This is a genomic window from Methanoregula sp., assembly GCF_002835825.1.
Taxonomy (GTDB): Archaea; Halobacteriota; Methanomicrobia; order Methanomicrobiales; family Methanospirillaceae; genus Methanoregula.
In genome coordinates, this window is the sequence record NZ_PIZH01000004.1 from 1 (window position 1) to 24506 (window position 24506).

At 58.9% G+C, this 24506-nt stretch carries 25 protein-coding genes and 1 pseudogene; 13 read left to right on the forward strand and 13 right to left on the reverse strand.

All coding sequences use genetic code 11. The annotated features are described in order from the left end of the window. Window positions 1–325 (forward strand): annotated as a pseudogene (locus CW742_RS00310) (hypothetical protein); the annotation flags it as partial. A 105-nt stretch (window positions 326–430) separates the two neighbouring features. Here the strand turns inward: CW742_RS00310 and thsA are convergent. After that, a complete protein-coding gene (gene thsA, locus CW742_RS00315; RefSeq protein WP_292415424.1) occupies window positions 431–2083 on the reverse strand; it encodes a thermosome subunit alpha in 1653 nt (550 codons plus the stop codon). A gap of 301 nt (window positions 2084–2384) precedes the next feature. On the opposite strand from thsA, the gene CW742_RS00320 reads away from it, so the two are divergent. Both CW742_RS00320 and CW742_RS00325 read left to right on the forward strand, forming a co-directional pair. Continuing rightward, window positions 2385–2579, forward strand: coding sequence for a hypothetical protein (locus tag CW742_RS00320; RefSeq protein WP_292415425.1), 195 nt, complete (start codon window positions 2385–2387; stop codon window positions 2577–2579). Between the two features lie 79 nt (window positions 2580–2658). Then, the gene (locus CW742_RS00325; RefSeq protein WP_292415426.1) at window positions 2659–3045 is read left to right on the forward strand and encodes a hypothetical protein; all 387 of its coding nucleotides are present in this window, start codon (window positions 2659–2661) and stop codon (window positions 3043–3045) included. A gap of 53 nt (window positions 3046–3098) precedes the next feature. Here CW742_RS00325 and CW742_RS00330 read toward each other — a convergent pair whose 3' ends face one another. The 11 genes from CW742_RS00330 to CW742_RS00380 all read right to left on the reverse strand — a co-directional run bounded on the left by CW742_RS00330 (window position 3099) and on the right by CW742_RS00380 (window position 16631). Beyond that, window positions 3099–3602, reverse strand: coding sequence for a DUF6653 family protein (locus tag CW742_RS00330; RefSeq protein WP_292415427.1), 504 nt, complete (start codon window positions 3600–3602; stop codon window positions 3099–3101). Between the two features lie 60 nt (window positions 3603–3662). Then, on the reverse strand, window positions 3663–5093 hold the full coding sequence (locus tag CW742_RS00335) for a sodium-dependent transporter (RefSeq protein ID WP_292415428.1): 1431 nt from the start codon (window positions 5091–5093) through the stop codon (window positions 3663–3665). Further along, a complete protein-coding gene (locus CW742_RS00340) occupies window positions 5090–6655 on the reverse strand; it encodes a potassium/proton antiporter (RefSeq protein ID WP_292415429.1) in 1566 nt (521 codons plus the stop codon). The genes CW742_RS00335 and CW742_RS00340 overlap by 4 nt, the downstream gene beginning before the upstream one ends. 94 nt (window positions 6656–6749) lie before the next feature. After that, window positions 6750–7787, reverse strand: a complete 1038-nt coding sequence (locus CW742_RS00345; protein ID WP_292415430.1) for a mechanosensitive ion channel family protein — start codon at window positions 7785–7787, stop codon at window positions 6750–6752. A 61-nt stretch (window positions 7788–7848) separates the two neighbouring features. Further along, window positions 7849–8688: a putative beta-lysine N-acetyltransferase gene (ablB, locus tag CW742_RS00350; protein ID WP_292415431.1), complete on the reverse strand. Its 840-nt coding sequence runs from the start codon at window positions 8686–8688 to the stop codon at window positions 7849–7851. After that, window positions 8675–10045: a lysine 2,3-aminomutase gene (gene ablA, locus CW742_RS00355; RefSeq protein ID WP_292415432.1), complete on the reverse strand. Its 1371-nt coding sequence runs from the start codon at window positions 10043–10045 to the stop codon at window positions 8675–8677. The genes ablB and ablA overlap by 14 nt, the downstream gene beginning before the upstream one ends. Before the next feature lie 105 nt (window positions 10046–10150). Continuing rightward, window positions 10151–11275 carry a KamA family radical SAM protein gene (locus tag CW742_RS00360; RefSeq protein ID WP_292415433.1) on the reverse strand — a complete coding sequence of 375 codons (1125 nt, stop codon included), beginning with the start codon at window positions 11273–11275 and terminating at the stop codon, window positions 10151–10153. A gap of 225 nt (window positions 11276–11500) precedes the next feature. Further along, window positions 11501–12334 carry an NAD(P)H-dependent oxidoreductase gene (locus tag CW742_RS00365; RefSeq protein ID WP_292415434.1) on the reverse strand — a complete coding sequence of 278 codons (834 nt, stop codon included), beginning with the start codon at window positions 12332–12334 and terminating at the stop codon, window positions 11501–11503. A gap of 131 nt (window positions 12335–12465) precedes the next feature. Beyond that, a complete protein-coding gene (locus CW742_RS00370) occupies window positions 12466–13338 on the reverse strand; it encodes a mechanosensitive ion channel family protein (RefSeq protein ID WP_292415435.1) in 873 nt (290 codons plus the stop codon). 2 nt (window positions 13339–13340) lie between these two features. Then, window positions 13341–14054 carry a DUF432 domain-containing protein gene (locus CW742_RS00375; protein ID WP_292415436.1) on the reverse strand — a complete coding sequence of 238 codons (714 nt, stop codon included), beginning with the start codon at window positions 14052–14054 and terminating at the stop codon, window positions 13341–13343. Between the two features lie 57 nt (window positions 14055–14111). Continuing rightward, window positions 14112–16631, reverse strand: coding sequence for a cation-transporting P-type ATPase (locus CW742_RS00380; protein ID WP_292415437.1), 2520 nt, complete (start codon window positions 16629–16631; stop codon window positions 14112–14114). A 154-nt stretch (window positions 16632–16785) separates the two neighbouring features. Between CW742_RS00380 and CW742_RS00385 the strand changes: the two genes are divergently transcribed. Genes CW742_RS00385 through CW742_RS00430 form a run of 10 tightly spaced genes read left to right on the forward strand, consistent with a single transcriptional unit; the run spans window position 16786 to window position 23943 of the window. Further along, a complete protein-coding gene (locus CW742_RS00385) occupies window positions 16786–17283 on the forward strand; it encodes a Na+/H+ antiporter subunit E (protein WP_292415438.1) in 498 nt (165 codons plus the stop codon). Further along, entirely contained in the window at window positions 17284–17547 is a 264-nt protein-coding gene (locus tag CW742_RS00390) for a monovalent cation/H+ antiporter complex subunit F (RefSeq protein WP_292415439.1), read from the forward strand. It begins immediately after the preceding gene. Further along, window positions 17547–17864, forward strand: coding sequence for a monovalent cation/H(+) antiporter subunit G (gene mnhG / locus CW742_RS00395; protein ID WP_292415440.1), 318 nt, complete (start codon window positions 17547–17549; stop codon window positions 17862–17864). Before CW742_RS00390 ends, mnhG begins: the two co-directional genes overlap by 1 nt. Next, on the forward strand, window positions 17861–18106 hold the full coding sequence (locus tag CW742_RS00400; protein WP_292415441.1) for a hydrogenase subunit MbhD domain-containing protein: 246 nt from the start codon (window positions 17861–17863) through the stop codon (window positions 18104–18106). The genes mnhG and CW742_RS00400 overlap by 4 nt, the downstream gene beginning before the upstream one ends. Beyond that, window positions 18103–18378 (forward strand): hydrogen gas-evolving membrane-bound hydrogenase subunit E, encoded by a 276-nt coding sequence (gene mbhE, locus CW742_RS00405; RefSeq protein ID WP_292415442.1) that lies wholly within the window; start codon window positions 18103–18105, stop codon window positions 18376–18378. Before CW742_RS00400 ends, mbhE begins: the two co-directional genes overlap by 4 nt. Beyond that, entirely contained in the window at window positions 18375–18803 is a 429-nt protein-coding gene (locus CW742_RS00410; RefSeq protein ID WP_292415443.1) for an MnhB domain-containing protein, read from the forward strand. Before mbhE ends, CW742_RS00410 begins: the two co-directional genes overlap by 4 nt. Continuing rightward, window positions 18800–19174: a cation:proton antiporter subunit C gene (locus tag CW742_RS00415; protein ID WP_292415444.1), complete on the forward strand. Its 375-nt coding sequence runs from the start codon at window positions 18800–18802 to the stop codon at window positions 19172–19174. Before CW742_RS00410 ends, CW742_RS00415 begins: the two co-directional genes overlap by 4 nt. Further along, window positions 19171–20667: a monovalent cation/H+ antiporter subunit D family protein gene (locus tag CW742_RS00420; RefSeq protein WP_292415445.1), complete on the forward strand. Its 1497-nt coding sequence runs from the start codon at window positions 19171–19173 to the stop codon at window positions 20665–20667. The genes CW742_RS00415 and CW742_RS00420 overlap by 4 nt, the downstream gene beginning before the upstream one ends. Before the next feature lie 4 nt (window positions 20668–20671). Continuing rightward, window positions 20672–22150: a monovalent cation/H+ antiporter subunit D family protein gene (locus CW742_RS00425; protein ID WP_292415446.1), complete on the forward strand. Its 1479-nt coding sequence runs from the start codon at window positions 20672–20674 to the stop codon at window positions 22148–22150. Further along, window positions 22147–23943 carry a Na(+)/H(+) antiporter subunit D gene (locus tag CW742_RS00430; protein WP_292415447.1) on the forward strand — a complete coding sequence of 599 codons (1797 nt, stop codon included), beginning with the start codon at window positions 22147–22149 and terminating at the stop codon, window positions 23941–23943. Before CW742_RS00425 ends, CW742_RS00430 begins: the two co-directional genes overlap by 4 nt. 108 nt (window positions 23944–24051) lie before the next feature. On the opposite strand, the gene CW742_RS00435 is transcribed toward CW742_RS00430, so the two are convergent. Then, window positions 24052–24506: hypothetical protein (locus CW742_RS00435; RefSeq protein WP_292415448.1), on the reverse strand; the 455-nt coding region annotated here is incomplete at its 5' end.

Consider the following 24506-nt stretch of genomic DNA (forward strand, 5'->3'; position numbering starts at 1 on the left):
GATGTACACCGCGAAATTTGTCTATGAAGACAACGACAGGAACCGGGTCGGGGCCGGGCAGGAGATGTACAACTCTGTTGAAGGATATCGGTACGGGATTGCCGCAGTCCTTTCCAACATGGCAAATTTCTCAGCGCATTGCGGAAAGGCCCGGCACATCCCGGATTCAGACCTCTTCTCGGTCATCCTGAAGTGTCACGATCCCTGCGGTGAGATCTATTTCCTTGCACTTGCCCGCGACCGGCTGACCGTAGCCTCGTACGAAGACGATGCCATACGGGAGAAGATTAGTGCGTGGACAGACACCGTTGCGGCGCTGCGCTGATATCGGGTAGTGCTCTCAATCTGGTGCGAAAGGTGCAGGGGAACAACCCGATAGGCGGGTTGTTCCACATCCTGAAGATAAAACCGGCTTAAAAAGATTATCCGTTCAATACCCGCCCATACCCGGGGGCATGCCGCCCATACCACCCATACTGCCGGGGGGCATCCCGCCGGCCGGCCCGGCTGATTTCTGGGCTGCGATGATATCGTCGATGCGGAGGATCATGACGGCTGCCTCTGTGGCGCTTGAGATCGCCTGCGTCTTCACGCGAAGCGGCTCGACAACGCCGGCCTTCAGCATGTCGGCCGGTTTCTTGGCATCTGCGTCGAGCCCCACCGTCTTCTTCCCGGACTGGTGAGCCGAGCGCAGCGCTACAAGGACGTTGATCGCATCAGCCCCGGCATTCTCGGCAAGGGTCCGCGGGATGATCTCCACTGCTGCGGCAAATGCCTCGATGGCGAGCTGGGCCCGGCCGCCGACCGTTGCTGCATGTTCGCGGAGCTGGAGCGAGAGCTCGACTTCGGGGGCGCCGCCACCGGCAACGACCTTCTTCCCTGCGACAACAACCGAGACGACCATCAGGGCGTCGTGGATGGCGCGTTCGAGTTCATCGACAACGTGCACCGTGCCGCCCCGGACAACGATCGAGACTGCTTTGGGGTTCTTACACTTCGAGATATAGATCATCTCGTCGCCCGAGACCTTCTTCTCCTCCACGAGGCCGGCCGACCCGAGGTCGTTTTTCGTAATGGCATCAAGGCTCGTCACGAGGGTTGCCCCGGTTGCCCGGGCCAGGTTCTCGCTGTCACTCTTCTTGACCCGGCGGACGGCAAAGATGCCGGCCTTTGCCAGGTAGTGCTGGGCAAGATCGTCGATCCCCTTCTGGCAGAAGAGGACCGTTGCGCCGCTCTTTACCACCTTGTCCACCATGACACGGACCATGTGCTCCTCCTCATCGAGGAATGCTGCGGCCTGCCCGGGAGTGGAGATGTTGATCTTCGCGTTCACCTCGGTCTTCTTGAATTCCAGCGCTGCGTTGAGGATCAGGATCTTTGCATTGGTCACGGACTTGGGCATGGTCGAATTGACCCGTTCCTTGTCGATGACCATCCCTTCGACGAGGGTTGTGTCGTCAACTGCGCCGCCGACCTTTTTTGCAACATTGATGTGGGCAAGGTCGGCTTTCCCGTCTGCGTCCGCGACAGAGGATACCGCTTTCACGATGATATCGCTGAGCAGGTCCTTCCTTACTTCCGCGTTCTTGCCGCTTAAGGCAGTAATGGAGATCTTTTTCAGCATGGCGGTATCGGTGGGTTTTACCGCGATGGCAATGCTGTCAAGGATAGAAAGCGCCTTCTCCGCGGCCATCTGGTACCCTTCCGCGATCACGGTCGGGTGCACGCCCTGGGCAACCAGCCCTTCAGCGCTCTTCAGCAGTTCGCCGGCAATGACAACGGAGGACGTTGTCCCGTCGCCGACCTCATCGTCCTGGGTCTTTGCCACTTCCACGATCATCTTTGCTGCCGGGTGCTCGATATCCATTTCCTTTAAGATCGTCACCCCGTCGTTCGTGATCGTGATGTCCCCGATGCCGTCGATGAGCATCTTGTCCATCCCCTTGGGACCGAGCGTTGAGCGGACCGCCGCTGCAACGGCCTTTGCCGCTGCAAAGTTGCTGTTCTGCGCTTCCTCTCCCCGGTTCCGGGTAGTTCCTTCTTTCATGATAATAATGGGTTGTCCCCCAAGTTGTTGCGACATGATTATACCTCGTTTTTCCGCGGGCGTGCAAACGGACCGTTATCACCGCTGTGCGGACATCATCTCCAGGAAAATTAAACGTCATCAGCCCGTATCCGGGCGACTGATGGTGGACCTTGTCACCAGATGATAAAAAAGATGGGCCGCCATCGTGTTTATGTGTATCCCTTTTTAGGGAGCAGCAGGGCCCGTTCCTACGAGGGTACGGTTGCCATGGACATCCGGTTCCGGTGTCCCCCGCGGAAGCGGCCCGGTCCGCCAGCTCAGAAAGGAGTTAAATGCTTCCGTTGTATCATCACACATGACACAGGGCAGAAAGAAAGCGGGGCGGGATGAGCCCGAAGACCCGCTCCATGGCGGCACTGTTACCGGGGGGGAAACCCGCGACACTCACGGCGGGATCGATGCCATCCGTCTCCTCCAGCGGGTCACCGGCGGGGTTGCACTCCTCATCCTGGCCTGGTTCGTCCTCCATTCGGTCCTGAAGGTAATCTAACGAGGGATTCCGCAATCCTTTTCAATCACCCGAAAATAGTTATTCAGTGACAGAAGCATTCTGTTCACAGGACTGCCCCATGCACCCTTCCAGGCGTCGGAACCGGACCCTTTTTACCAGGATCCTCGATCTTCTTGCATCGGACCCGGGCATCGTTGCCGTTACCCTCCTGACTATCATCTGCATTTATTTCATCGATACCATCACCCCGCTGGGAGAGCCGGTCTGGCTCCTCTATCTCATTCCCCTTATCCTCTCGTACTGGTCCTCCCGGCTCTATGCCATCCCCGCGGTCTCTCTTGTCACCCTGTTCTTCCTCATCGGGGGTTTTCTCCTCTCGCCCGAGGGAATTCCCGTTACCCAGGCAATCCTCAACAGGTTTACCTTCTTCCTTACCTTCATCTGCGCTGCGATCATCCTCTGGATAATCCGTCGCCGGCAGATTACCGGGAGCACGATTTTCTGAACCTTGGGAATATCCGGCATGAGGCCGGTGATCCTTTCCCATACCGGGAGCGCTCACTGCATCCAGTGCCGGTATTCGTTTTCCTCCTTCATGTCCTCCCAGAGCCATACCATCCGGTCAAGGAACCAGAGTTTTCCGCAATAGACAAGGGCCATCCCGAAAACGATCGGCCAGACGTCGAAAACGAGGACTCCCCAGAAGACAAAGAGCATCCCGGCGCCCGAGACCATGGACAGGAGGTTCGGGACAGTACGATGGCGGGCCGGCACGGGTACGGCATCGCGGTTCAGCCAGACCCGCTCCCCGAAGACCGCCTTCGAGGCCCAGTGGTCGAACGTGGCGGGCTCGCTGAAGATCCGGGGGTTCAGCCAGGTCCACAGGAGGGCAAGGGCAACCGACACCACCGCCCACCAGCCAAGCCAGAGCCGGCTGAAGAATGCAAGCACGAGGAGGGGGAGGACGGTGTTGCGCAGGGCAACACTCCACGGGCTGGCATGCCGGCGCCATGCGGTATCGTCAAGGGCAAACGCCTTTGCAAGGGTTCGTTCGATGGTCATCCACTACCCGGTGCGTAGGGGAACCTCATTATCTTCTCTATCCGTATCTCCCGCCCGAGGTCACCTGCGGACCTTGTCGATAATCAGGGCGATTGCCAGGATTCCGGCAATGAAGGTAACAAGTCCTCCCGTCTGGAGCCAGGCATTAAGGTAATGGGCACCGGCGATGTAGGTTGCATCCGGGATCTCGAATCCCGCGACGAGGTGTACGCCGATGGTGAGGAGAAGGGCAGCCGGGATCACGTACTTGCAGAGCGGGAAGACAACCCTGCTCATGAGAAACGACTGTTTTGTCTCGGACTCGAAGACTTCCCGTGGCAGGAACCAGGTGAACGCTATCGCCAGGATGGCAGCAGACAGGTGGAGCCCGATCGTCCCTATTGTCTCGTCCATGAGGTCGAGCACGGGAATGCCGAAGAGGGAAAGGCGGGCTGCGCTGTAGCTGAGGGCCGGAAGCAGGCTGATGAGGAGAAGGGCCGCGGTTACGACCGCAGCGGTCTTCTGCCGGGTCCACAGAAGCGCTTCCTGCACAGCCGCAACGCTGACCTCCAGCATGGAGACAGCAGATGTGAATGCCGCAAAGAAGAGGACAATGAAGAAGCCCATGGCAATGATGTTCCCGTACGGCATGAGGGAAAAGGCAAGAGGCAGGGTGGTGAACGCAAGTTCCGTTCCCGCGGATGGGGAGAGGCCAAACGAGAAGACGACCGGGAAGATGACGAGGGCGGCAAGGAGGGCGACGCCAAGATCGGCAACCGCGATGATGAGCGATGACCGGGCAATGTCCTGCTGCCGGTCCATGTACGAGCCGTAGGTGAGCAGGATCCCCTCCCCTACGGAGAGCGAGAAAAAGGCCTGGCCGAACGCCGCCACCCAGAGGCCGGGACGGGTCAGGGCCGAGAAGTCCGGGGTGAAGACAAAGACCAGCCCCTCAGCGAACCCCGATAGGGTCATACAGTACAGCACCAGGATCGCAAGCACGATGATGATGACGGGGACCATCAGCACCGTGATCCGCTCGATCCCCTGCCGTATCCCGAGAGCGACAATGATCCCGGTCAGGACCACGGCGATCATCCCAAAGAGGACGGGCAGGAACGAACCGGAAAATGCGGAGAACGGTTCCGTGCTGCCAGTGGCGGAGAAGGCCGTGTAGGCAAGTGTCCAGCCGGTGATGACAAGGTAGTAGCTCAAAATCAGGAAGATGACTGCGCAGACGAGCCAGCCGAGCGCACGGAACGAGGGGCGGACCGACGCAAAGGCGCTGACAACGGTGCCCCGGAAGTGCCGGCCGGCCGAGATCTCCAGGATCATGAGCGGGAGCGCAAAGACAAAGACCGCGACAAGGTAGGGGATGAGGTATGCCCCGCCCCCGTTCTGCCCGATGACGGACGGGAACCGCCAGATGTTGCCGATCCCCACCGCTGCACCGATGGCTGCAAGGATGAAGATCGCATGCGATGACCAGCGTTCCTGGATGGGTGCGCTCATGATCTTTCCCGTTCCTCCTTTGGGGGTTTCGCCGGTCCCCAGGTAAAACCGGATCCCCACGGCCATCCACCTTCCGGGGGCTCGGGCTCTTCCGGTACTGCCTCCATCTCCCCCGTGATGATGCGGCGGACGGCCGGCGCTGCCTCCGGCGTCGTGAGGATGAGGAGGGTGTCTTTGTCTTCAATCACCGTTGCCCCCCGGGGCGAGAACTGCTCGCTGCCCTTTGCGATCAAGATGATCAGCGTGCCGGCCGGCAGGCCGATGTTCACGATCTGCTTACCGGAAGCCGGCGAGCCGTGAGGGACCACAAGCTCGAAGAGTTCGCTCCGGGAATTCTCCGGAGAATCCAGTTCCAGCCCGAACCGCGAACGGGAGGGGAGGGGGGCGGAAAGGCCGAGATGTTTTGCCACAAAGGGGATCGATGTCCCGTGCAGGAGAGCCGACGCTATCACCGAGAAGAAGACGAGGTTGAAAAAGACATGCGCCTGCGGCACGCCGGCAATGAGCGGGAAGGTGGCAAGCACGATGGGGGCCGCGCCCCGGAGCCCTACCCACGAGATCATCAGCTTCTCGCTCATCTTCATCTTCCACGGGATGAGGGAGACGTACACGGCAATGGGCCGGGCAACAAAAATCAGGACAATGGAGATGATGATGCCCGGGACGAGCACGGGCAACAGCTCGGAGGGGAAGACAAAGAGCCCGAGCGCGAGAAAGAGGGTGATCTGCATCAGCCACGCGATTCCCTCGTGGAACCGGATCAGGCTCTTCCGGTGGACGATGGCGCTGTTGCCGATGACAAGGCCGGCAATGTAGGCGGCAAGGAACCCGTTGCCCCCAAGAAGCGAGGTGAGACTGTACGCGAGCACCGCCGAGGCAAGGGTGATGACGGCATACAGTCCTTCGTATTCCAGTTTCACGCTGTTGATCAGCCAGGCAATGCCTTTTCCCATACCATAGCCGAAGAGACCGCCGACTGCCATCTGCTGGACGAAGAGCGGCACGAGCGAGAAGAACGAGGTCTCGGGCTGCATGAGGAGCGTGATCGCCCCGATGGTCAGGAAGATCGCCATGGGGTCGTTGCTCCCCGATTCGAACTCGAGGAGCGGGCGCAGATCACCTTTCAGGCTTGCCCGGCGCGAGCGGAGGATCGAGAAGACAGCCGCCGCATCTGTCGAGGAGATGATGGCCCCGAGCAGGAAGCCCTCAAGCGGGGTGAACCCGAGCAGGAGGACTGCTGCCAGGCTGACGACCAGTGCCGTTAAGAGGACGCCCACGGTGGAGAGCGCAAGTCCGCGCCGGAAAATGGGCTGCACTTCAGTCCACCGGGTATCGAGACCTCCCGAGAAGAGGATAAGGGCAAGGCCGACAACGCCGATGCTCTGCGCCAGGAACGGGTCGTTGAAGTAGATCCTCCCGGGGCCCTCGGAACCGGCAAGCATGCCGACAAAGATGAAGATCAACAGGGCGGGAAGGCCGAGCCTCCCCGAGACCTTATTTGCGATGATGCTGAGCAGGATAAGGACTGCTGCCCCGGCAAGGAGGTATTCGATCGCTATCATAATCGTCCTTCACCCGGCCCGGGTCTGCCTGATATGCCCTGGTTTCCCCTGCCGCAGGAACCGTCATTTCCGGTCATTCGCGCCGTATTCCCCACTATTCCTTTGTCTGTCGCATCCGGATATCAATCTGCCGGAACGGTATCTCGATGCCCCCGGCCCTGAACCTCTTCAGGATCTCCCGGTTGATCCAGTCTTCTGTCTCCCACTGCTGGCTGTACTCGTTAATCCAGAGCGTGAGCTGCCCGTTCAGGCCGGACTCCCCGAATTCGCGGAGAAAGACCGCGGGTGCGGGTTCAGGAAGGACCCACGGCGTCTTCTCCATAGCGTCCCGGGCAATGGCAAGGAGGATCTCCGTGACCTTATCCATATCCGTCCCGTAGGCAACGGAGAACGGGATCCGGACTTTCAGGGTGGTGTCGGGCATGGAGTAATTGATCACGACATTCGAGGTGACCTTGGAGTTGGGGATAGTGACGATCTGGCTGTCCATGGTCCGGATCCGGGTGCTCCGTGCGCCAAGGCCCACAACATCGCCAAAGAACGTATCGATCCGGACCCGGTCGCCCAGCCGGAAGGGCTTGTCGGTGGCAATGACAATGCCGGCAAAGAAGTTGCCGATGATGTCCTGTGCCGCAAGCGCAACAGCAATCCCGGCTATCCCGGCGGCCGCAAGGAGCGCGGTGATATCGATCTCGAAGATGTGCAAGAGGATGAGGAATACGGCAAACCAGATGACATATTTCACCACGATGAGGAGAATGTGGATGATCCGGTCAAGGTCGGCCTCTGTCCGCTCCGCAAGCAGGGTCCCGTACGTCCTGATAAGGGTGGTGAAGAAGACAGAGAGTGCCCAGGCTGCAAGGAGGATGAAGATCGCGTTGATGATCTGCCCGGTGCTGAACCTGCCAAGATTTTCCGGGACCAGCCCGGACTGGGTCACCGCGATATAGATGGAGAGGAGGACGATCCAGATGACAAGGGGGGTGCCCACCGCCATCAGGATGATATCGTCAAGGTGCGTTGTGGTCTGCTCTGCCTTCTTCTTCAGCCACCAGATGATGCCCCAGGCTATGCCTGCGATGATGAAACCGAGGGCAACCGTGATGGCCGCGTAGATGAGATCTTCGATCATTCACGCACACTTCCGCACGTATCGTCTCTTTTCCCGATTACTTTTCAAACTATCCTTCTCATCACAGCGTTTTATACCAGACATTCATGCATTCTAAGGATCCGCAGATATTGGTGTTGTTGGGGAGCATTCCCCCGAACCGGTATCCCGCTCCGGCAAACGTGTTGTTCATCGGATGGGATAGTGCACGGGCTATGGTAAAGGCGAGGAGGATTCCCTCGTTTCTGAGTTCCGTCTCCATGGTACGAAGGAGAACAGCGGCGAGCCCCCTCCCCCGGAAAAGTGCAGCAGTGGCAAAATCTGTCACTTCCGCGTTTTTGTTCTCGCCATCAACCTCACAGGAAGCCACTGCTGCCAGCACAGAATCTTTCCTGATAAGGTAATACCGGATATGCTCCTCCATAGTCTTTTTGAGGTATTCCGGGTCCAGGATCGGGAAGGGATAGGTCCGAAAGACCGTAGAGAACAGTGCCGCAATCTCCTCTGCATCGTCAGGATTGGCACACATGAGCGAGAACCCCTCGGGCAGGCTGTGCGACGCACACTCCCCGGCATGGTCGCCTGCTGAAGACAGCACATCCGTAAGACGGGTCTGGTCACGGATCACCCTGCGCTCCGGGTCCGGGTATTTCCCCATGAACACGGCCGGTTCTTTCCCCTGGAAGAACGACGGCACGGTAGCTTCTGTGATATACCCGTTATCGGCAAAGATTTCCGCCGCTGATTCTGGTACCTTGACAAAAATCTTAGAATACCCTTCCTTTCCGGCCAGTTCATCGGCATACCGGATGATGTCCGGAATATCTTCCGGGGCAAGGTGCATCACGTAGATACGGTTGTTGAGATGACCGTGCTGGATACGGCTTTTCCCATGGCGGACAACCGTGTCATACCGGTTCATCCTGCCTCCGTTCAACACGATCTGTGTTCTCGGGAATCAGGGTCGTGGTCTCATCGTAGTCGGCAAGGAGTTTTGCAACCCCGACAACTTTTGATTCATCCGCACGGTTGATATTCAGCTGGAGCTTGCAGGAATTGCAGTTGCCATCGCAGAAGATACGGTCATAATTCGCCGGCTCCTGGTACGTGCAGATCATCCCTTCGTAATTGCGTAAGACGACCTTGTGAACCGACCAGGTCAGCAGGTAATTCGGGAAGACCGGGATCTTGCCCCCGCCACCCGGTGCATCGATTACATAGCGCGGGACGGCAAACCCGCTCGTGTGACCTATCAGGTTCTCCATGATCTCGATGCCCTTGGATACCGGTGTGCGGAAATGGCTGATGCCTTCCGAGAGATCGCACTGGTAGAGATAGTACGGGCGGATACGGTTGCGGACAAGCTGGTGGACGAGTTCTTTCATGATCCGCGGGCAGTCGTTGATACCGGCCAGAAGGACCGACTGGTTCCCGAGCGGGATACCGGCATCGGCGAGTTTGGCCACGGCCGCCTGTGCGGATGCGGTCATCTCCTTGGGGTGGTTGAACTGTGTATTGAGCCAGAGAGGATGATGCTTTTTTAACACGCCGACCAGTTCATCGGTAATACGGAACGGTAAAACCACTGGCACCCGCGATCCGATGCGGATCACTTCCACATGGGGAATGGAACGAAGCCCGGTTAAGATCCAGTCCAGGTAGTCATCGCTCAGCATCAGCGGGTCTCCACCGGACAGGAGAACATCGCGGATCTGCGGATTGTTCCGGATGTAATCAATCCCTTCCTGTATCATCGCGCGATCCGGGATCGAGTCTGCGTCACCGACCTTGCGTTTCCGGGTGCAGTGCCGGCAATACATGGCACAGGTATTGCTGACAAGGAAGAGGACCCGGTCCGGATACCGGTGGGTGATGCAGTCGCACGGGCTGTCTTTATCCTCTGCCAGCGGGTCTGAAAGTTCATAATTCTCCACAATCAGTTCGGAGGGAGAGGGAAACGCCTGCCGGAAAATGGGATCGTTTTTGTAATCGTTCACATCGATGAGCGAGAGGTAATACGGCGTGATGCTGAGCGGAAACCGTTCAATGGTCTTTTTGAGTTGTTCCCGTTCCTCCGGTGAGAATGTTATCCCAAGGAGTTGCTGGAATGTTTTGATATCCCTGACCCGGTGCCGGACCTGCCAGCGCCAGTCCCTCCAGTACTCCGGCGTATGCTCCGGTTCGGGGCTCTTCTGGATCAGGTCCGGATCGCTGCCTGACTCTGCACCCTGGGTATGTCCTTTCAGGATCGAGACGAGGTCCTTTACCGTATTTCTCATCTCTCCCCTCAGGTTCAGGAAACGGCGTGCGGGATCAAGGGGGGGAAGCTCCCCCCGATCCTGTTTTGGGGTGCCTGATGCGTTACTCATGATGAATGGTTACCATCAGAAGAGCCACATTTTCCGGGGCTCAAAGTCCGTGAGCGCATGCCGGTAATCGTCGAACCACCGTGCCACGGGGTTTGCCTTGAAGACCATGAATTTTCCGATGTTTGCCGGGTCGGCGGCCTGGTGGTACCGCATGAAGACATGCTTTGTTGTTTTGCCGACAAATTCGATCTTGCCGGTTGCATGCGACATGACGAACCGGGCCCGCTTTGCAAGCCCCGAACAGGCCTGCCAGGACTTCTGGAGGATCTCGTAGGACTGCTCTACGGGCACCTGGAAGATATGGTTCCCGATAGACGGCCGGCACTGGAAGACATAATACGGGGAGATGCCGGCAAACGATACCTTCCGGAAGAGTGCGGTGAGCGTGTCCGGGTTGTTATTGATGCCATTCAGGATGGGGGTCTGGTTGACAACGGCAACGCCGGCCTTTCGGAGGGCGTCGGCAGCCTGCATCGAGACCTCGGTAAGCTCGCGGGGGTGGTTGAAGTGCGCCATCACGTAGATCCGTTTCTCCGGTGTGCTGAAGCGCGAGAGGACCAGGAGGAGTTCGGGGTCATTGAGAATCCGGTACGGGTTATACGCGAGCAGCTTGCTCCCGATCCGGATGATATTGACGTGGGGGATCTCCCGGAGTTCGCGGAGCACGGATTCAAGCCTCCGCGTCTCCAGCATGAGGGGGTCGCCCCCGCTTAAGAGGACGTTTGTGATCTCCTTGTGCTCGCGGATATAGTCAAGGGAGCCGGAGATGTCCTTTACCGTCTCGCGTTCGCAGGACATGAAGAGCCGTTTCCGGAAACAGAAGCGGCAGATGCCGCCACAGACATCGGTGAGGAGAAGAAGGCCGGTCTGGTCATACTTGTGCTGGAGGCCGGGTTTTCTGGTATAGTCCCGCTCGCACGAGGGGTCGCTTGACCCGCAGCCGGTAAGTTCGGATGCATCGGGGATCACGATCCTCCGGAGAGGGTCGTGGCGGTCCTTCCAGTCGATTAAGGAGAGGTAGTATTCGTTGGCCCGGAACGGGAACTTGTCCGTCACGGTCTCCATCATCTCCCGCTCTTTTAGGGCAAGCCCGACATGATTGTCGAGTTCGTCTACGGTAGTAAGGTATCTGGGGTTCACTGGTATCACCTCGATTCTGGTGGTTGTCTCTGTCCGTCAGAGGACAGGGGCGAGCAGTGCGGAAATTGTTCGCATCATGAACAGGAATGGAATGTACCTGGATGCACTACTCAGTAAACGTCCTTTATGGACCCTATCCTTTAAACCCTTTTTGTAAGTCCCAAAAGAAGGGGATAGAAGGAGAGAAAAGAGAGATGCCGGAATGCTGCCCGTAGCGGGGCTGGCTCACTCGGTGACCGGGATCAGTTTTCCTTTGACCTTCTCCTCTATTCCCAGCTGCAGCATCTCGATGACATTGGTCACCACGCCCCGTACCTGGTGGACGAGAAGCTCATCGTTCCGGAAGAACTCGTGGTCGGTCCTGCTGTTGAACTGCGACCCGTGCGTCCGGAAACCGATACCGAAGGGGGCAGGGATATAGCCCATCTGCTCGAAGTTCAGCCAGATGTCCAGTGCGGTCTTGATTGCCCCGTCCTCGTGACCGTTGACCAGGATACCGGCAATCTTCCCCTCGGTCAGGCCGGGCTTCCCGAGATGGTAGAGGTTCTCCATGCAGGTGGTTCGGTCAAGGAACGTCTTGAACCGTGCCGAAGTGCTGTTCCAGTTAATCGGGGAGGCAACGACCACTGCTTTCGATGCCGCAAGCATCTGGTGAAACGCCGGCATGTCGTCATTCTTGTTCCGGCAGGGATAGGTGCAGGACTCGGCCCGGACTGCATAGCAGCACCAGCAGTAATCGATGTGGTGCTCCACGATATTGAAGCGGCGAAACGAGATCCCCCGTTCCCGCAGGACACCTTCGGCAAGGTCCGCCATGAAACCGGTATTGCCGGCCCGGTGTGTGCTGCCATTGATAAGAAGGACATCGAAGGGCTCACCATCATAGGTGAGCTGCGTCCTTTCTCTATCCTCCAGGAATTCCGCGGACGGGCTGTGGCAGACCGGGCAGCCTTTGGGCGGGTGTTCTCCGGTGAACGTAAATCCGCAGACGGCACACCGCCAGGTTATCTTCTGTTTCAACTCCCCTGCAGGGGCATCCGTATTCTCGATCGCTGGCATGGATCAACACTTCCTGTTCCGGGTCTGGTTATGATCCTTTTTGCAGCCCGGATGCTAAAATCATGTCTGTTCCCTGCCTGGCTAAAGGTGCGGGATGCGGGGGCAGGAACACAAACGAACGGGAAGGCGGATCATTGCCCGCCCGGCGGATTTTCCGCCCCTTCCTGACCGGGGGGAGGGGCAGGAGCCGGTTGTGGCGTCTCCTTGATCCACAGGGTCCGCTGCGGGAACGGTATCGACATCCCCTCCTTCTCAAGCGCCGTCTTGATCTTCAGGAGCATCTCGGTCCGGACCGACCACCATTCGCGGGACGGTGCCCAGATCCGGACCATGATGATGACGGCATTGTCCCCCAGTTCGTCGACATAAACTGATGGAGACGGGTTCCTGAGAACGAACGGGTGGGCGTCAAGGAGCTCATGGATAACGCGGATTGCCTTTTCGGCATCGTCGCTGTACCGGACGCCGACCCGGTACTCGAACCGCCGTGCAACGTTGGCGACATAATTGGTGATCTCCGAGTTGAAGACGGTCTCATTCGGGATCCGGACATAGATACCTTCGAAGGTCTTGATGGTGGTCGAAAGGATCCTGATATCCTCGATGGTGCCTGCAGTGTCGCCGATCTTGACCGTGTCACCCATCGTGACCGGCCGTTCGATGATGAGGAACACACCCGACCCGATACTCGTGACGAGACGCTGGCTTGCAAACCCGATAATTACACCGGCGGCACCGCCAATCAGGAGGAGTTCGGCAAAGTCCACGTGGAAACTCGGGAGGCTGATGAAGATGCCGATGAGGACGATGATCACCTGTACGATCCGGATGATCTTCTCGAGCTCGTCCTTCTTTACCCGGTCGGCCAGATTCTTTTTTAAGTGGGAGCCGACGATTTTTGCGACAAGGAACGATATCGCGACGATGATGCAGAAGACCACCAGGTCAAAGACGGTGATCTGGCCGGCGACCGGCGACTGCATGAACGCAAAAAAGCTCTCCATCGTCAACTCACCCCGTGCTCCATCAGGAACCCTTTGGTCTCGGCGGCAAGGAGACGGAGCCGGCTCGCCGTAATGACCTGGATCGCCTCCTGCATCCCGCCGGCCAGCGATTCATTGAGCACCCGGGTCTCAGCAAGATCCTGCGAGTAGAGTACAATCTCGGCAGCGATCGAGACGAAGGGGCCAAAGTAGATCGGCATATAGGTTGCGTCGAGGACAACCCTGCCGACTTCTATCCAGCCCTTACCCGGGTTGTCGATGCGGAGCCGCAGGATCCCGCTGGTGCCGTTCTCCCCTGAAGGAAGACGATCGAAAACCCCGCTCCTCCAGTACCGTGTAATGACCCCGGACTCCGGGGTCCCGTACAGGGAATACTTCGGGAGCGCTTTTGAGAAGACATCCAGGAGCTGGTGCTCGCCCTTGTAGCCCAGGATAACACCGACCTCGAGCGGGAAGGTGAGGTAGATGACCGTCCCCGATTCGGGAGCTACTGTAACATGGGGAAACTCGATCTCCAGGAACCGGGTCACCTCCTTGGGGAGGTGTACGGGCTCGATCGGGTGGACAAAGAGTTCCGCTTCCCCAAGGGAGAGGGTTCTCTGCACCTCCGACTCCCCGCAATGGCGGCGGTACTTGTACAGGGCACCTTCCCGTTCAATACAGAACGTGAACCCGCCCTCATCGAACCTGCAGGGATACTCGTACCGGCCAAACATGATACGTCGTCGTCCTTCGGGAATAAAGGTCTTGCGGCAGGACAGCCCGCCGTCAGATCAGGATGCAGGGTTCCTGTGCGCCAGCAGGTATTCCAGCCACTTGATTGCCTCGACAACCGCGAACGGCACGAGGGACATGCCGATCACGAAGCCCCAGTGTTCGAGCGCCAGGGGGACAATGCCAAAGAGCCCCGGCACAAGATAGATCGCGACCAGCTGGAGGACAATCCCCAGCCCGATCCCCACAAAGATGTAGGGATTGATGGTGAGGCTGCGCCGGATGTTGCGGAAATAAGGTTCGTATTCGAGCTGGGCCTGGAGCCCGTTGAACCACTGGAGGCAGACAAAGGAGGTGAACATGATCGATACCGTCAGTTCGTATGGGTAACGCCCGAGGAGGTACCAGAACATGACGCATCCGAGAATACCGGTCACCAGCCCGAAGGTGACGATCCGCCGGATCTGGCGCCTGTCGAAGAACTGCTTTGCCGGGTCTTTGGGCGGACGGGCCATCACGTCACCCTCTTCACGGATAAACGGGAAGGTCTTGTCCTGCACCCCGTCCGTGACCAGGTTGATCCAGAGGATCTGGATGGGAAGGAGGGGGAGGGGGAGCCCGGCAAAGACCGTCGAGCTGATGAGCACGATTTCGGCTATGGACGTGGAGAGGAGGTAATAGATGGCCTTCCTGATGTTATCGACGATGACCCGGGCATTGCGGATAGCATCTACGATAACGGCGAGGTTGTTATCCACGATCACCATCTTGGCGGCGCTCTTCGCCGCTTCGCTGCCCGAGCCCATGGCAATGCCGAGATCCGCAGCCCGGAGCGCCGGGACATCGTTCACCCCGTCTCCCGTGACCGTGACGATCTCTTTTCGCTCCTGCAGGATCTTCACAATACGGTACTTATGCTCGGGAAGGATCCGGGCAAGGACCGTGGTATGACGAAGGGCCGTCGCAAGTTCATCGTCGCTCATCGCCTCGATTGCGGGGCCGGCAAGGAGACCATCGCCTTCTTCCCAGATATGCACCGACCGGGCGATCTCGCGGGCCGTGAGCGGATGGTCTCCGGTGATCATGATGACCCGGATCCCGGCCTTCTTTGCAACCCGGACCGCTTCGGCAGCACTCTCCTTGGGCGGGTCGATGAACCCGACGATCCCGACGATCGAGAAGCGCCACGAGGCCGGGTCTTTGGCTATCCATTTCCCGGCACCGAATGCAAGGACGCGGAGTCCGCGCCCGGCCATCGCCTCGATCTGTCTCTCCAGTTCTCCCAGCCCGCCGGCATTTTCCGCGTGCTTTTTGAGCTCTTCGTAGGCCCCCTTGATATAGAAGCGCTCCCCGCCCTCGGTCATATGTGCGGTCGCCATCAGCCGGCGGGCGGTATCGAACGGGTACTCCCAGCGCCGGGGGTTCTGCTCGCGGATCCGGTCGTACCCTTCAACCCAGCGTGCAAGGGCGACATCGATGGGATCGCCCGAGCCATCATGGGCGTCATTGCAGAGGGCTGCGGCTTTGATGAGTTCGTCAGGATCGATGGCAAAGTTCTCGTGGACGGTGAGCCGGCCCTCGGTGATGGTGCCGGTCTTGTCCGAAGCAATCACCGTGGCGCTGCCCATTGTCTCCACGGCAGGCAGGTACCGGACCAGGGTCTTGTGCTTCGAGAGGGCGAGGGCGCCAATGACTGTGATGATGGTGACCACGATGGGGAGTCCGGCTGGCACAGCCGAGACCATCTGGGCAACAAGAAGGTACGCGATGTCGCCGAGCGCCCGGCCCTGCAGCAGCGACACAGCAAGGATCAGCGAGAAGATCGCAACAAGCAGGACGATGTAGCGCCGGGAGAAGTGGTTGATGGCCCGGGTCAGGGGGCTGTCCGGGGAACGCTCCCGTGCAAGGTCGGCTATTCCTGCAAAGTAGGTCCTCTTCCCCGTTGCAACCACGTACCCCCTTCCGGTCCCCCGGACGATCGAAGTTCCAGACAGGAGGCTGTTCTTCAGGTCGTACGGCGGCGCATCTTGTGCAACCACTGCCGAATGGTCCTTTATCACGGGCAGCGATTCGCCGGTCAGGGAGGACTCGTCAACGCTCAAAGAGGAGGTTTCTGCAAGCCGGACATCGGCAGTCACCAGGTCACCTTCAGAAAGGAGCACGTAATCGCCGGGAACAAGAACATCGGAGGGGACGGTCTTTCGTTCACCGCCCCGGATAACCGAGACCCGGCTCTCGGTCAGCCTCTTGAGCGACGCAAGGGATGCCTCCGCCTTGATCTCCTCAAAGAAGCCGATGGTACTGTTGACCATGGTGATGAAGACGATGATGATGAAGTCCTTGATATCGGATATGAGCAGGGCAACGATCGCCGCAATGATCAGGATATAGACAAGGATGCTGTTGAACTGCCGCAGGAAGATGACAATACGGCTCGTCTTCTCCTCGGAGAGGGTGTTCTTCCCGAAGATCTCAAGCCGGGTTTCCGCCTCGCTCTCTGATATGCCGGAGGGGCCGGTCGAGAGCCGGTCCCTGACCTCCTCGACCGTTGATGCGTGGGGAGTTGCGGGCAGATCCATGGGATGCACTATGGTAGTCTGTGCAACCCGGACTAAAAAAAGATGATGTCCTGCTCCCCCTGACGCACCAGGTCTCCCCGTGATCGCGCAATTGGCATCAAGGTTCTTAAGACCTCCCGGTCAAGTACATACAAACATCCCGGGGATCTGATACATGAAGGGAATAGAGAGGATCATCAGCATCATCGTCACCGCCGGGATCCTGTTCGGGTTCTGGATCCTGCTGTCAGCTCACTTCGATACATTTCACCTCGCTGCCGGGGCGGCCTGCGCCATCATCGTTGCTCTGCTCTCCCATGACCTCCTCTTCACCCGGCCGGTCCGGGGCGGGTTTTTCACCCTCCTGCATTTCACGCACTACTGCGGCTGGCTCTTCATCGAGATCTGGCTTGCCGGCCTTGATGTGGCCTACCGCGTCCTCCACCCGGACCTCCCCATCGACCCGCAGGTAGTCACCTTCGACACCCCGTTCACCGATGACATCGTGCGGACGGTCTTTGCCAACTCCATGACGCTTACCCCGGGTACGATCACCATCGATGTCAGCGGGAGCACCTACACGGTCCATGCCCTCACCTCCGAGGCCGCCCGCGATCTCACCGAGGGGAGATCGATCGAGAAACGGGTGCACCGGATATTCCCGGAGACATAAATGATCGACCTGTTCACGGTAACCGGCCTCGTGCTCATCTGCACGATCTTCCTCTGCCTGTTCAGGGTAATCATCGGGCCCGGTGCATGCAACCGTCTCATTGCCGCAAACACCATCGGGACGAAGATCATCCTCCTGCTCGTCCTTGTGGGATACATTTACGGCAGGAACCTCTTTTTGGACATCGCTCTCGCCTATGCAATGATCAATTTCCTTGCAACCCTTGCGATTGCCAAGTACCTTGAGAAGGGGTGTATCTGCTGATGTTCGACCCGGTATCCATTGTGGTTGCGGCCCTGATTATCATGGGCTTGTTCTTCATGATAGTCGGCCCGATCGGCCTTATCCGGCTCCCCGATCTCTTCACCCGGGCCCATGCTTCGGGCAAGTGCGATACCCTCGGGCAGGCACTGATCCTGCTCGGGCTCATTGTCTATGAAGGATTCACGTTCGACGCGGTCAAGCTGCTGCTGCTCATCATCTTCCTCTATATTATGAGCCCGACCGCTACCCATGCCATCGTGCGGGCTGCACACATCCTGAAGTACCATGCATGGAAACCCGGGGAGGAGCGGGAATGATCTGGGAGTTCAACTTCGCCCTGTTCGTGTTCCTGGTCATCTGCGCCATTGCGGCGATCAGTGTCCGGAACCTCCTGTCGGCGGTCGTGATCCTCGGGGTGTACTCCCTGATCATGGCAGTGCTGTGGGCGGAGATGCAGGCGGTTGATGTCAGTTTCACCGAGGCTGCGGTAGGTGCAGGCATCACCACCATCCTCTTTGTTGCTGCACTGTCCCGGACAACACGGGGGTCGAAAGATTGAAACTCTGGGCACTGGTCTCGGTCCTGCTCGTCGGCCTCCTCCTGCTCTGGGCAGAAGGCGACATCCCGTCATTCGGCGACGCCTCCGCCCCGTCGTATAATTACGTCGCGGACCGGTACATCACTGATGCGTACAACGATACGGCAACTAAGAACATGGTGACGGCCATCCTTGCCGATTACCGGGGGTACGATACGCTTGGGGAACTCACGGTCATCTTCACGGCCGGTGTCGTGGTCCTGCTGCTGTTGCGGCGCGGAGGCCGGCTATGAAACAGGACGTAGTAATCCGGACCGTCTGCCGGCTCGTGGTCCCGTTCATCCAGCTCTTTGCCCTCTACGTGATCATCCACGGGGCATCGAGTGCCGGCGGCGGGTTCCAGGGGGGGGTCATCTTCGCCTCCGCGTTCATCCTGATCGGGATCGCATTCGGGGTTGCCGACGCCCGAAAACGGATCTCGGAGAAGTGCACGGTCCTCTTCTCGGCCTGCGGCCTTGGTATCTATGCCGGGATCGGGATCCTCTGCATCGTCTTTGGCGGGAATTTTCTCGGGTACTCCTTCCTCCCGCTGCCGCTTCCCGTCCCGGAGATCCGGGGTCTTGCAGCTGAGGCCGTCGAGATCGGGATCGGGATCACCGTTATGGCGGTCATGACATCCCTGTTTTTTGATATCGCCGTGGATGAGGAGGCAGTATGATCGAGACGCTCGTGCCCGGCCTCTTCCTGCGGTATAACTACTACATGGCCATCATCATCATGCTCATCGGGCTCTACGCGATGATCGCAAAAGGCAACCTGATGAAGAAGATCATCGGCCTCAACATCTTCCAGACCGCGATCTTCCTCTTCTACATCTCGAGTTCGGACATCATCGGCGGGACAGCCCCCATTCTCACCACGGACCCCGCCACGGTGTACGTGAACCCGCTGCCCCACGTCCTCATCCTGACCGCGATCGTTGTGGCGGTCAGCACGACGGCCGTGGGACTTGCCCTGGCGATCCGGATCTACGAAGCCTATGGAACAATCGAAGAGGATGAACTCATCGCCCTGGAGGCAAAGGAATGATAGCCGATCACCTTCCGGTCCTCGTGGTAGTCCTCCCCCTTGTCGGGGCAGTTGCAACGCTCCTTGCCGGCTGGGCAGACCGCCGGCTCTGCTTCCCGATCGCGATGGCAACAACAGTCATCCAGTTCTGCATCTCGCTTGTGCTCCTTTCCCAGGTGATGCAGACAGGGCCGCTCCACTACAACCTTGGCAACTGGCTTCCCCCGTGGGGCATCGAGTACGTCATCGACCAGCTGAACGGGTTTGTCCTTGCTGTCATCCTCTTCCTCTGCGTGCTCAGCTGCCTGTATGCGAACAGGAGCATCCTGTCCGAGATCGACGAGAAGAAGATCCCGGCGTTCTACACCGTGCTCCTCCTCCTCGTCACCGGGGTTTGTGGGATTGCGGTGACAGGGGATCTCTTCAACCTGTATGTCTTCCTCGAAATCTCCTCGCTTGCTGCCTATGCACTTGTCGCCATCGGCAGGGAGAAGCGGGCCCTGATCTCCAGCTTCACGTACCTTGTGATGGGCTCTGTCTCGGCCTGTTTCATCCTCCTTGGGATCGGCCACCTGTATATCGTGACCGGTACCCTGAACATGGCTGATCTCGCCCGCGTCCTGCCACCCCTGTACGGGTCGACCGTTGTCCAGACAGCGTTCATCTTCTTCATCATCGGCCTGAGCATCAAGACGGCCCTCTTCCCCCTCCATCTCTGGCTCCCGGATGCGTACCGGTACTCCCCTTCAGCGGTGACGGTCCTTCTCTCCACTATCGTCTCCAAAATCGGGGTATACGCCCTCATCAGGATCCTGTTCTCGGTCTTCACCCCTTCTTTCATCATCATCGACATCCCCGTGATGGAGGTATTCTGCTGGCTTGCGGCGGCGGCCATCATCGGGGGCTCGGTGATTGCCATTGCCCAGACGGATCTCAAGCGGATGCTCGCGTACTCGAGCGTCAGCCAGATGGGCTACATCCTGCTCGGCATCGGGATCGCTGACAGCATCGCGGTGACGGGCGGGATCCTCCATATCCTGAACCATGCCGTGATGAAAGGGTGCCTCTTCATGATCGCCGGGGCTTTTATTTATACGTCCGGGATACGGTCGATTGAGGACCTACGGGGGATCGCCCGGACCATGCCGCTGACCGCCGCGGCGTTTGTCATCGCCGCGGCATCGATGATCGGCATTCCCCCGACCGTGGGGTTCATGAGCAAATGGTTCATCGCGCTTGGGGCCCTTGAGTCCGGGCAATGGATCTTCGTCCTCGTCATCCTTGCAAGCAGCCTTCTTACGGCAGTCTACTTCTGGAAAGTCATCGAATACATGTACTTCCGGGAGCCCGTTCCCGCATGCGGGGAGGCAATTACTTCAGCCCGCGATCCCCCGGCGGGGATGCTCGCCCCCATCCTCGTCCTTGCGGCAGCCTGCGTGCTCTTTGGCATCTTCGTTTCCATCCCGCTCGAAATCATTGTGCCGTTCGTGACCGGCATTCTCGGGGGTACCTGATCCCATGGACCAGACCTCAGTTCTCCCGGTCCTTGCCATCTGCATCCCGGCAGTTGCCGCAGCACTCATCCTGATCTTCCGTAACCGCCCGGTGATCCGCGAGAGCTGGACCATCCTTGCCTCCTTTGCAACCCTTGCCTGCGTCCTCTCGATGCTCCCGCTCGTCTTCTCGGGCACAGAACCCTATGCGGCACTCTTCCCGATCCTGCCCGGGCTCTCCCTCTCGTTCCGGGCCGATGCGTTCGCGCTCATCTTCGCCCTGACATCATCAGGCCTCTGGGTGATGAACTCCTTTTACTCGATCGGGTACATGCGGGCACATCACGGGGAGAACCTGGCGCGCTACTTCTTCTGCTTTGCCGTGGCGATCTCCGCAGCGCTCGGGGTGGCATTCTCGGCCGATCTCCTCACCATGTTCATCTTCTACGAGATCCTCACGCTCTCCACGTACCCGCTCGTCGTGCACGCCGAGACGGAGGAGGCAAGAATGGCAGGCCGGAAATACCTTGCCTACCTCCTCACCGCGGGGATCTTCTTCCTCCTCTCGGTCCTGATCACCTATTACCTCACCGGCGGGACCGCGTTTGCAGCCGGCGGCATCCTGACCGGGCATGGTTCGGCACTCCTCATGACCATCCTGTTCATCACCTTCCTCATCGGCTTTGCCAAGGCTGCATGGATCCCCCTTCACTCGTGGCTCCCGAGCGCCATGGTCGCACCAACGCCGGTCAGCGCCCTTCTCCATGCCGTTGCCGTGGTCAAGGCCGGCGTGTTCGGGATCGCACGGGTGGTCTTTTACGTGTTTGGTATCGACATGGTGTCGGCGCTCGGGCTCGGCCTCCTGCTGGCCTGCATAGCCTCCTTCACCATTATTGTTGCCTCGATGATGGCGCTCACGCAGGACAATCTCAAGAAACGGCTTGCCTACTCGACAGTCAGCCAGCTCTCGTATATCCTGCTCGGGGTAGCCCTGCTCACCCCGTCAGGGATCATCGCCGCCCTGATCCATATCCCGTTCCATGCCTTCATGAAGATCACGCTCTTCTTTGCAGCCGGATCCATCATCGTGATGACCGGAATCGAGAATATCAGCGAGATGAAGGGGATCGGGAGACGGATGCCCATAACGATGCTAATGTTTGCGATCGGGGCGATCGGGGTCTGTGGCCTGCCCCCGGTCTGCGGGATCATCACCAAATGGTATCTTGCCCTTGGCGCAATCGAGGCCGGCCAGCTCGTCTTTTTGGCCGTCATACTCACGAGCTCCATCTTAAACGTCCTGTATTTCTTCCCGATCATCTCGACCGCGTTCTTCGAGAAACCCGATGCTGATACCGGCATTCATGAAGCCCCGCTCTTCATGCTCGTCCCCCTCACCATTACCGGTATCTGCTCGGTCCTCCTCTTCCTCTTCCCTGACTGGCCGTTCCTCAATCTGGTCACGATGGCAGAATCCGTAATCACCGGGAGCGTGATGCCATGACCGACGTCATGATCCCCCCGGCACTCATCCTCATTGCAGGAGCCCTCCTGGTCCCGTTCCTGAACGGGCGGGTCCGGAAGATCTACGTGCCGGCAGTATCCCTTGCAGCTCTCGGCGCAACCCTGCTGCTTGCACCGGGGATGGTGTGCAACCTTACTATCCTCCACGGGTATACCGCTTCCCTCCTCCGGGTCGACACCTTGAGCCTTGTCGTGGGCTACATCTTCGCCTTCGCTGGTCTTCTTGCCCTGATCTATGCCCGCGATGAGGACCGGGCCGGTCACCAGGTCGCGTCCCTGCTCCAGATAGGCAGCGGTCTTGGTATCGTCTTTGCCGGAGACTTCTACACGCTCTTTGTCTTCTGGGAACTCCTTGCCGTGAGTTCGGTCCTGCTCATCTGGTACGGCGCAAGCCCCGAATCACGGAACGCCGGGCTCCGGTACATCCTCCTGCATATCTTTGGCGGGGGCTGCCTGCTCGGGGCTATCGTGATAACCGTGGGGGCGACCGGGAATTATCTCGTGGGCCCGGTCGAGCCCGGCACGAGCCTCCTGCTGCTCCTTCTCGCGATCGGCGTGAATGCCGCGTTCATCGCACTCCATGTCTGGCTGCCGGACTCCTACCCCCGTTCCACTGTCCCGGGAGCCGTCATCCTCTGCATCTTCACCACCAAGGCAGCCATCTACCTGCTTGCGAGGACATCACCGGGTGCGGAAGGGGTTGCCTACATGGGCGGCCTGATGGTTATCTACGGGGTGGTCTTTGCCCTTCTCCAGAACGATGTGAGGAAACTCCTCTCCTACCATATCGTGAGCCAGGTGGGGTACATGGTCGCCGCGGTTGGCATCGGTACCGCTCTTGCCGTCAACGGGGGGATTGCGCATCTCTTCAATCACATCCTGTACAAATCCCTCCTCTTCATGTGCATGGGTGCCGTGATCGCCCAGACGGGCAGGAGCAACTTATCAGAGCTCGGCGGGCTGGCAAGGAAGATGCCCATCACTCTTGTGACCTGCGTGATTGCCGCTGCCGCAATCTCCGGCATCCCCGGCTTCAACGGGTTCATCAGCAAGGGGATGATCATCTCGGCAGCAGCGGAGGCGCACCTTTCTGTCCTTGAGATCGTGCTGATCGTGGGATCGGTCGGCACGCTCCTCTCCTTTGCCAAGCTCACGTACTATGCGTTCTTTGCAAAGAACGACGGGATTGTGGCGAAGGAAGCCCCGCTCCCGATGCTCGTTGCAATGGTCATCGCGGCTGCGTGCTGCATCCTCTACGGCCTGTTCCCCGGTCTCCTCTACACCATCCTGCCCTACCCGGTCGAATACCATGCATTCGGGCTCTCCCACCTTGCAGAATCCGCACTCGTGATGGTGGCGGCAGGAATAATCCTGTTCCTTGCCTGGCGACTGTTTGTGCCAAAGGACAAGAATGTTCCCGAATTCATGGAGCTGTACCGTACCTGCGGCAACGGGTTTGTCTGGTTCTGTACCGGCCCCCTTGCCCGGCTCGCTGTTGCGCTCACCTCGGCACAGGACCGGGTCATCGAGGGGCTGGCATGGTTTGTGAAGAACCCGGTGGTTGCGTCCCAGATCCTCTTCCTTACCTGTATCGAACCGATCGCCCGCCGGCTCCTGCCCCGGGTCCGGGCAACCGCAGTGACGAAGGAACTTGAGGCGAAGATGGAAGCATACCCCGGCGATCACGAGCTGATCCAGGGTTCCGGGTACGGGCTCTTTCTTGTATCCCTGCTGCTGCTCGTCTATTTCCTGATTGTTTTTCTGAATTATTGACGCCACCTGCTCCTGAAACGTTCACCCCCGTGAGGAGAGTGACGTTGTTTTTTTAGCGAGTCCGCTCACCGGGCAACGATGCATTCACGGGGCGGGAAATTCCCAGGATTATTTGGCTCTCGTTCCCAGCAGCCGGGCAGTCTTCCGGATCTCCCGGATCGTTCCTGCCATCCCCTCGATCTGGAAGAGCGCACGGGAGAACTCACTGCCGGAGGGAGTCTTGCCGGCAGCGAACCGGTTCAGGTAATCATTGTACTGCAATGTCACGATGTCCCTGAGGAGGTCGTCCTGCCGGCGCATACGCTCGTTTGCCTCATCAGGGATGACCGGAAAGGTCCGGACAAGCGTCTCCAGGTTCAGGCTGCAGGGAACAAGGGAGTGCTGGATTGCCCCTTTCGAACGCTCGGTGATGGCGATCCCCTGCTCCTGTACAAGGTGGACGATCTCGTCAAGTTCGCCGGCCTGGTCGGCGAGAACCTGCCCGAGCTTGGGAATCCGAACAAGGCCGGCAAGGGACGTGTCACCCTTGGGGGATAGGCCCCTGTGAGGTAGCGCAGGCGCGA

What these genes read in the sequence shown, in the direction of transcription:
- thsA (WP_292415424.1), bottom strand. Translation starts at nt 2,083, where the DNA reads ATGTCGCAACAACTTGGGGGACAACCCATTATTATCATGAAAGAAGGA.
- CW742_RS00320 (WP_292415425.1), top strand. Translation starts at nt 2,385, where the DNA reads ATGACACAGGGCAGAAAGAAAGCGGGGCGGGATGAGCCCGAAGACCCG.
- CW742_RS00325 (WP_292415426.1), top strand. Translation starts at nt 2,659, where the DNA reads ATGCACCCTTCCAGGCGTCGGAACCGGACCCTTTTTACCAGGATCCTC.
- CW742_RS00330 (WP_292415427.1), bottom strand. Translation starts at nt 3,602, where the DNA reads ATGACCATCGAACGAACCCTTGCAAAGGCGTTTGCCCTTGACGATACC.
- CW742_RS00335 (WP_292415428.1), bottom strand. Translation starts at nt 5,093, where the DNA reads ATGAGCGCACCCATCCAGGAACGCTGGTCATCGCATGCGATCTTCATC.
- CW742_RS00340 (WP_292415429.1), bottom strand. Translation starts at nt 6,655, where the DNA reads ATGATAGCGATCGAATACCTCCTTGCCGGGGCAGCAGTCCTTATCCTG.
- CW742_RS00345 (WP_292415430.1), bottom strand. Translation starts at nt 7,787, where the DNA reads ATGATCGAAGATCTCATCTACGCGGCCATCACGGTTGCCCTCGGTTTC.
- ablB (WP_292415431.1), bottom strand. Translation starts at nt 8,688, where the DNA reads ATGAACCGGTATGACACGGTTGTCCGCCATGGGAAAAGCCGTATCCAG.
- ablA (WP_292415432.1), bottom strand. Translation starts at nt 10,045, where the DNA reads ATGAGAAATACGGTAAAGGACCTCGTCTCGATCCTGAAAGGACATACC.
- CW742_RS00365 (WP_292415434.1), bottom strand. Translation starts at nt 12,334, where the DNA reads ATGCCAGCGATCGAGAATACGGATGCCCCTGCAGGGGAGTTGAAACAG.
- CW742_RS00370 (WP_292415435.1), bottom strand. Translation starts at nt 13,338, where the DNA reads ATGGAGAGCTTTTTTGCGTTCATGCAGTCGCCGGTCGCCGGCCAGATC.
- CW742_RS00375 (WP_292415436.1), bottom strand. Translation starts at nt 14,054, where the DNA reads ATGTTTGGCCGGTACGAGTATCCCTGCAGGTTCGATGAGGGCGGGTTC.
- CW742_RS00380 (WP_292415437.1), bottom strand. Translation starts at nt 16,631, where the DNA reads ATGGATCTGCCCGCAACTCCCCACGCATCAACGGTCGAGGAGGTCAGG.
- CW742_RS00385 (WP_292415438.1), top strand. Translation starts at nt 16,786, where the DNA reads ATGAAGGGAATAGAGAGGATCATCAGCATCATCGTCACCGCCGGGATC.
- CW742_RS00390 (WP_292415439.1), top strand. Translation starts at nt 17,284, where the DNA reads ATGATCGACCTGTTCACGGTAACCGGCCTCGTGCTCATCTGCACGATC.
- mnhG (WP_292415440.1), top strand. Translation starts at nt 17,547, where the DNA reads ATGTTCGACCCGGTATCCATTGTGGTTGCGGCCCTGATTATCATGGGC.
- CW742_RS00400 (WP_292415441.1), top strand. Translation starts at nt 17,861, where the DNA reads ATGATCTGGGAGTTCAACTTCGCCCTGTTCGTGTTCCTGGTCATCTGC.
- CW742_RS00410 (WP_292415443.1), top strand. Translation starts at nt 18,375, where the DNA reads ATGAAACAGGACGTAGTAATCCGGACCGTCTGCCGGCTCGTGGTCCCG.
- CW742_RS00415 (WP_292415444.1), top strand. Translation starts at nt 18,800, where the DNA reads ATGATCGAGACGCTCGTGCCCGGCCTCTTCCTGCGGTATAACTACTAC.
- CW742_RS00420 (WP_292415445.1), top strand. Translation starts at nt 19,171, where the DNA reads ATGATAGCCGATCACCTTCCGGTCCTCGTGGTAGTCCTCCCCCTTGTC.
- CW742_RS00425 (WP_292415446.1), top strand. Translation starts at nt 20,672, where the DNA reads ATGGACCAGACCTCAGTTCTCCCGGTCCTTGCCATCTGCATCCCGGCA.
- CW742_RS00430 (WP_292415447.1), top strand. Translation starts at nt 22,147, where the DNA reads ATGACCGACGTCATGATCCCCCCGGCACTCATCCTCATTGCAGGAGCC.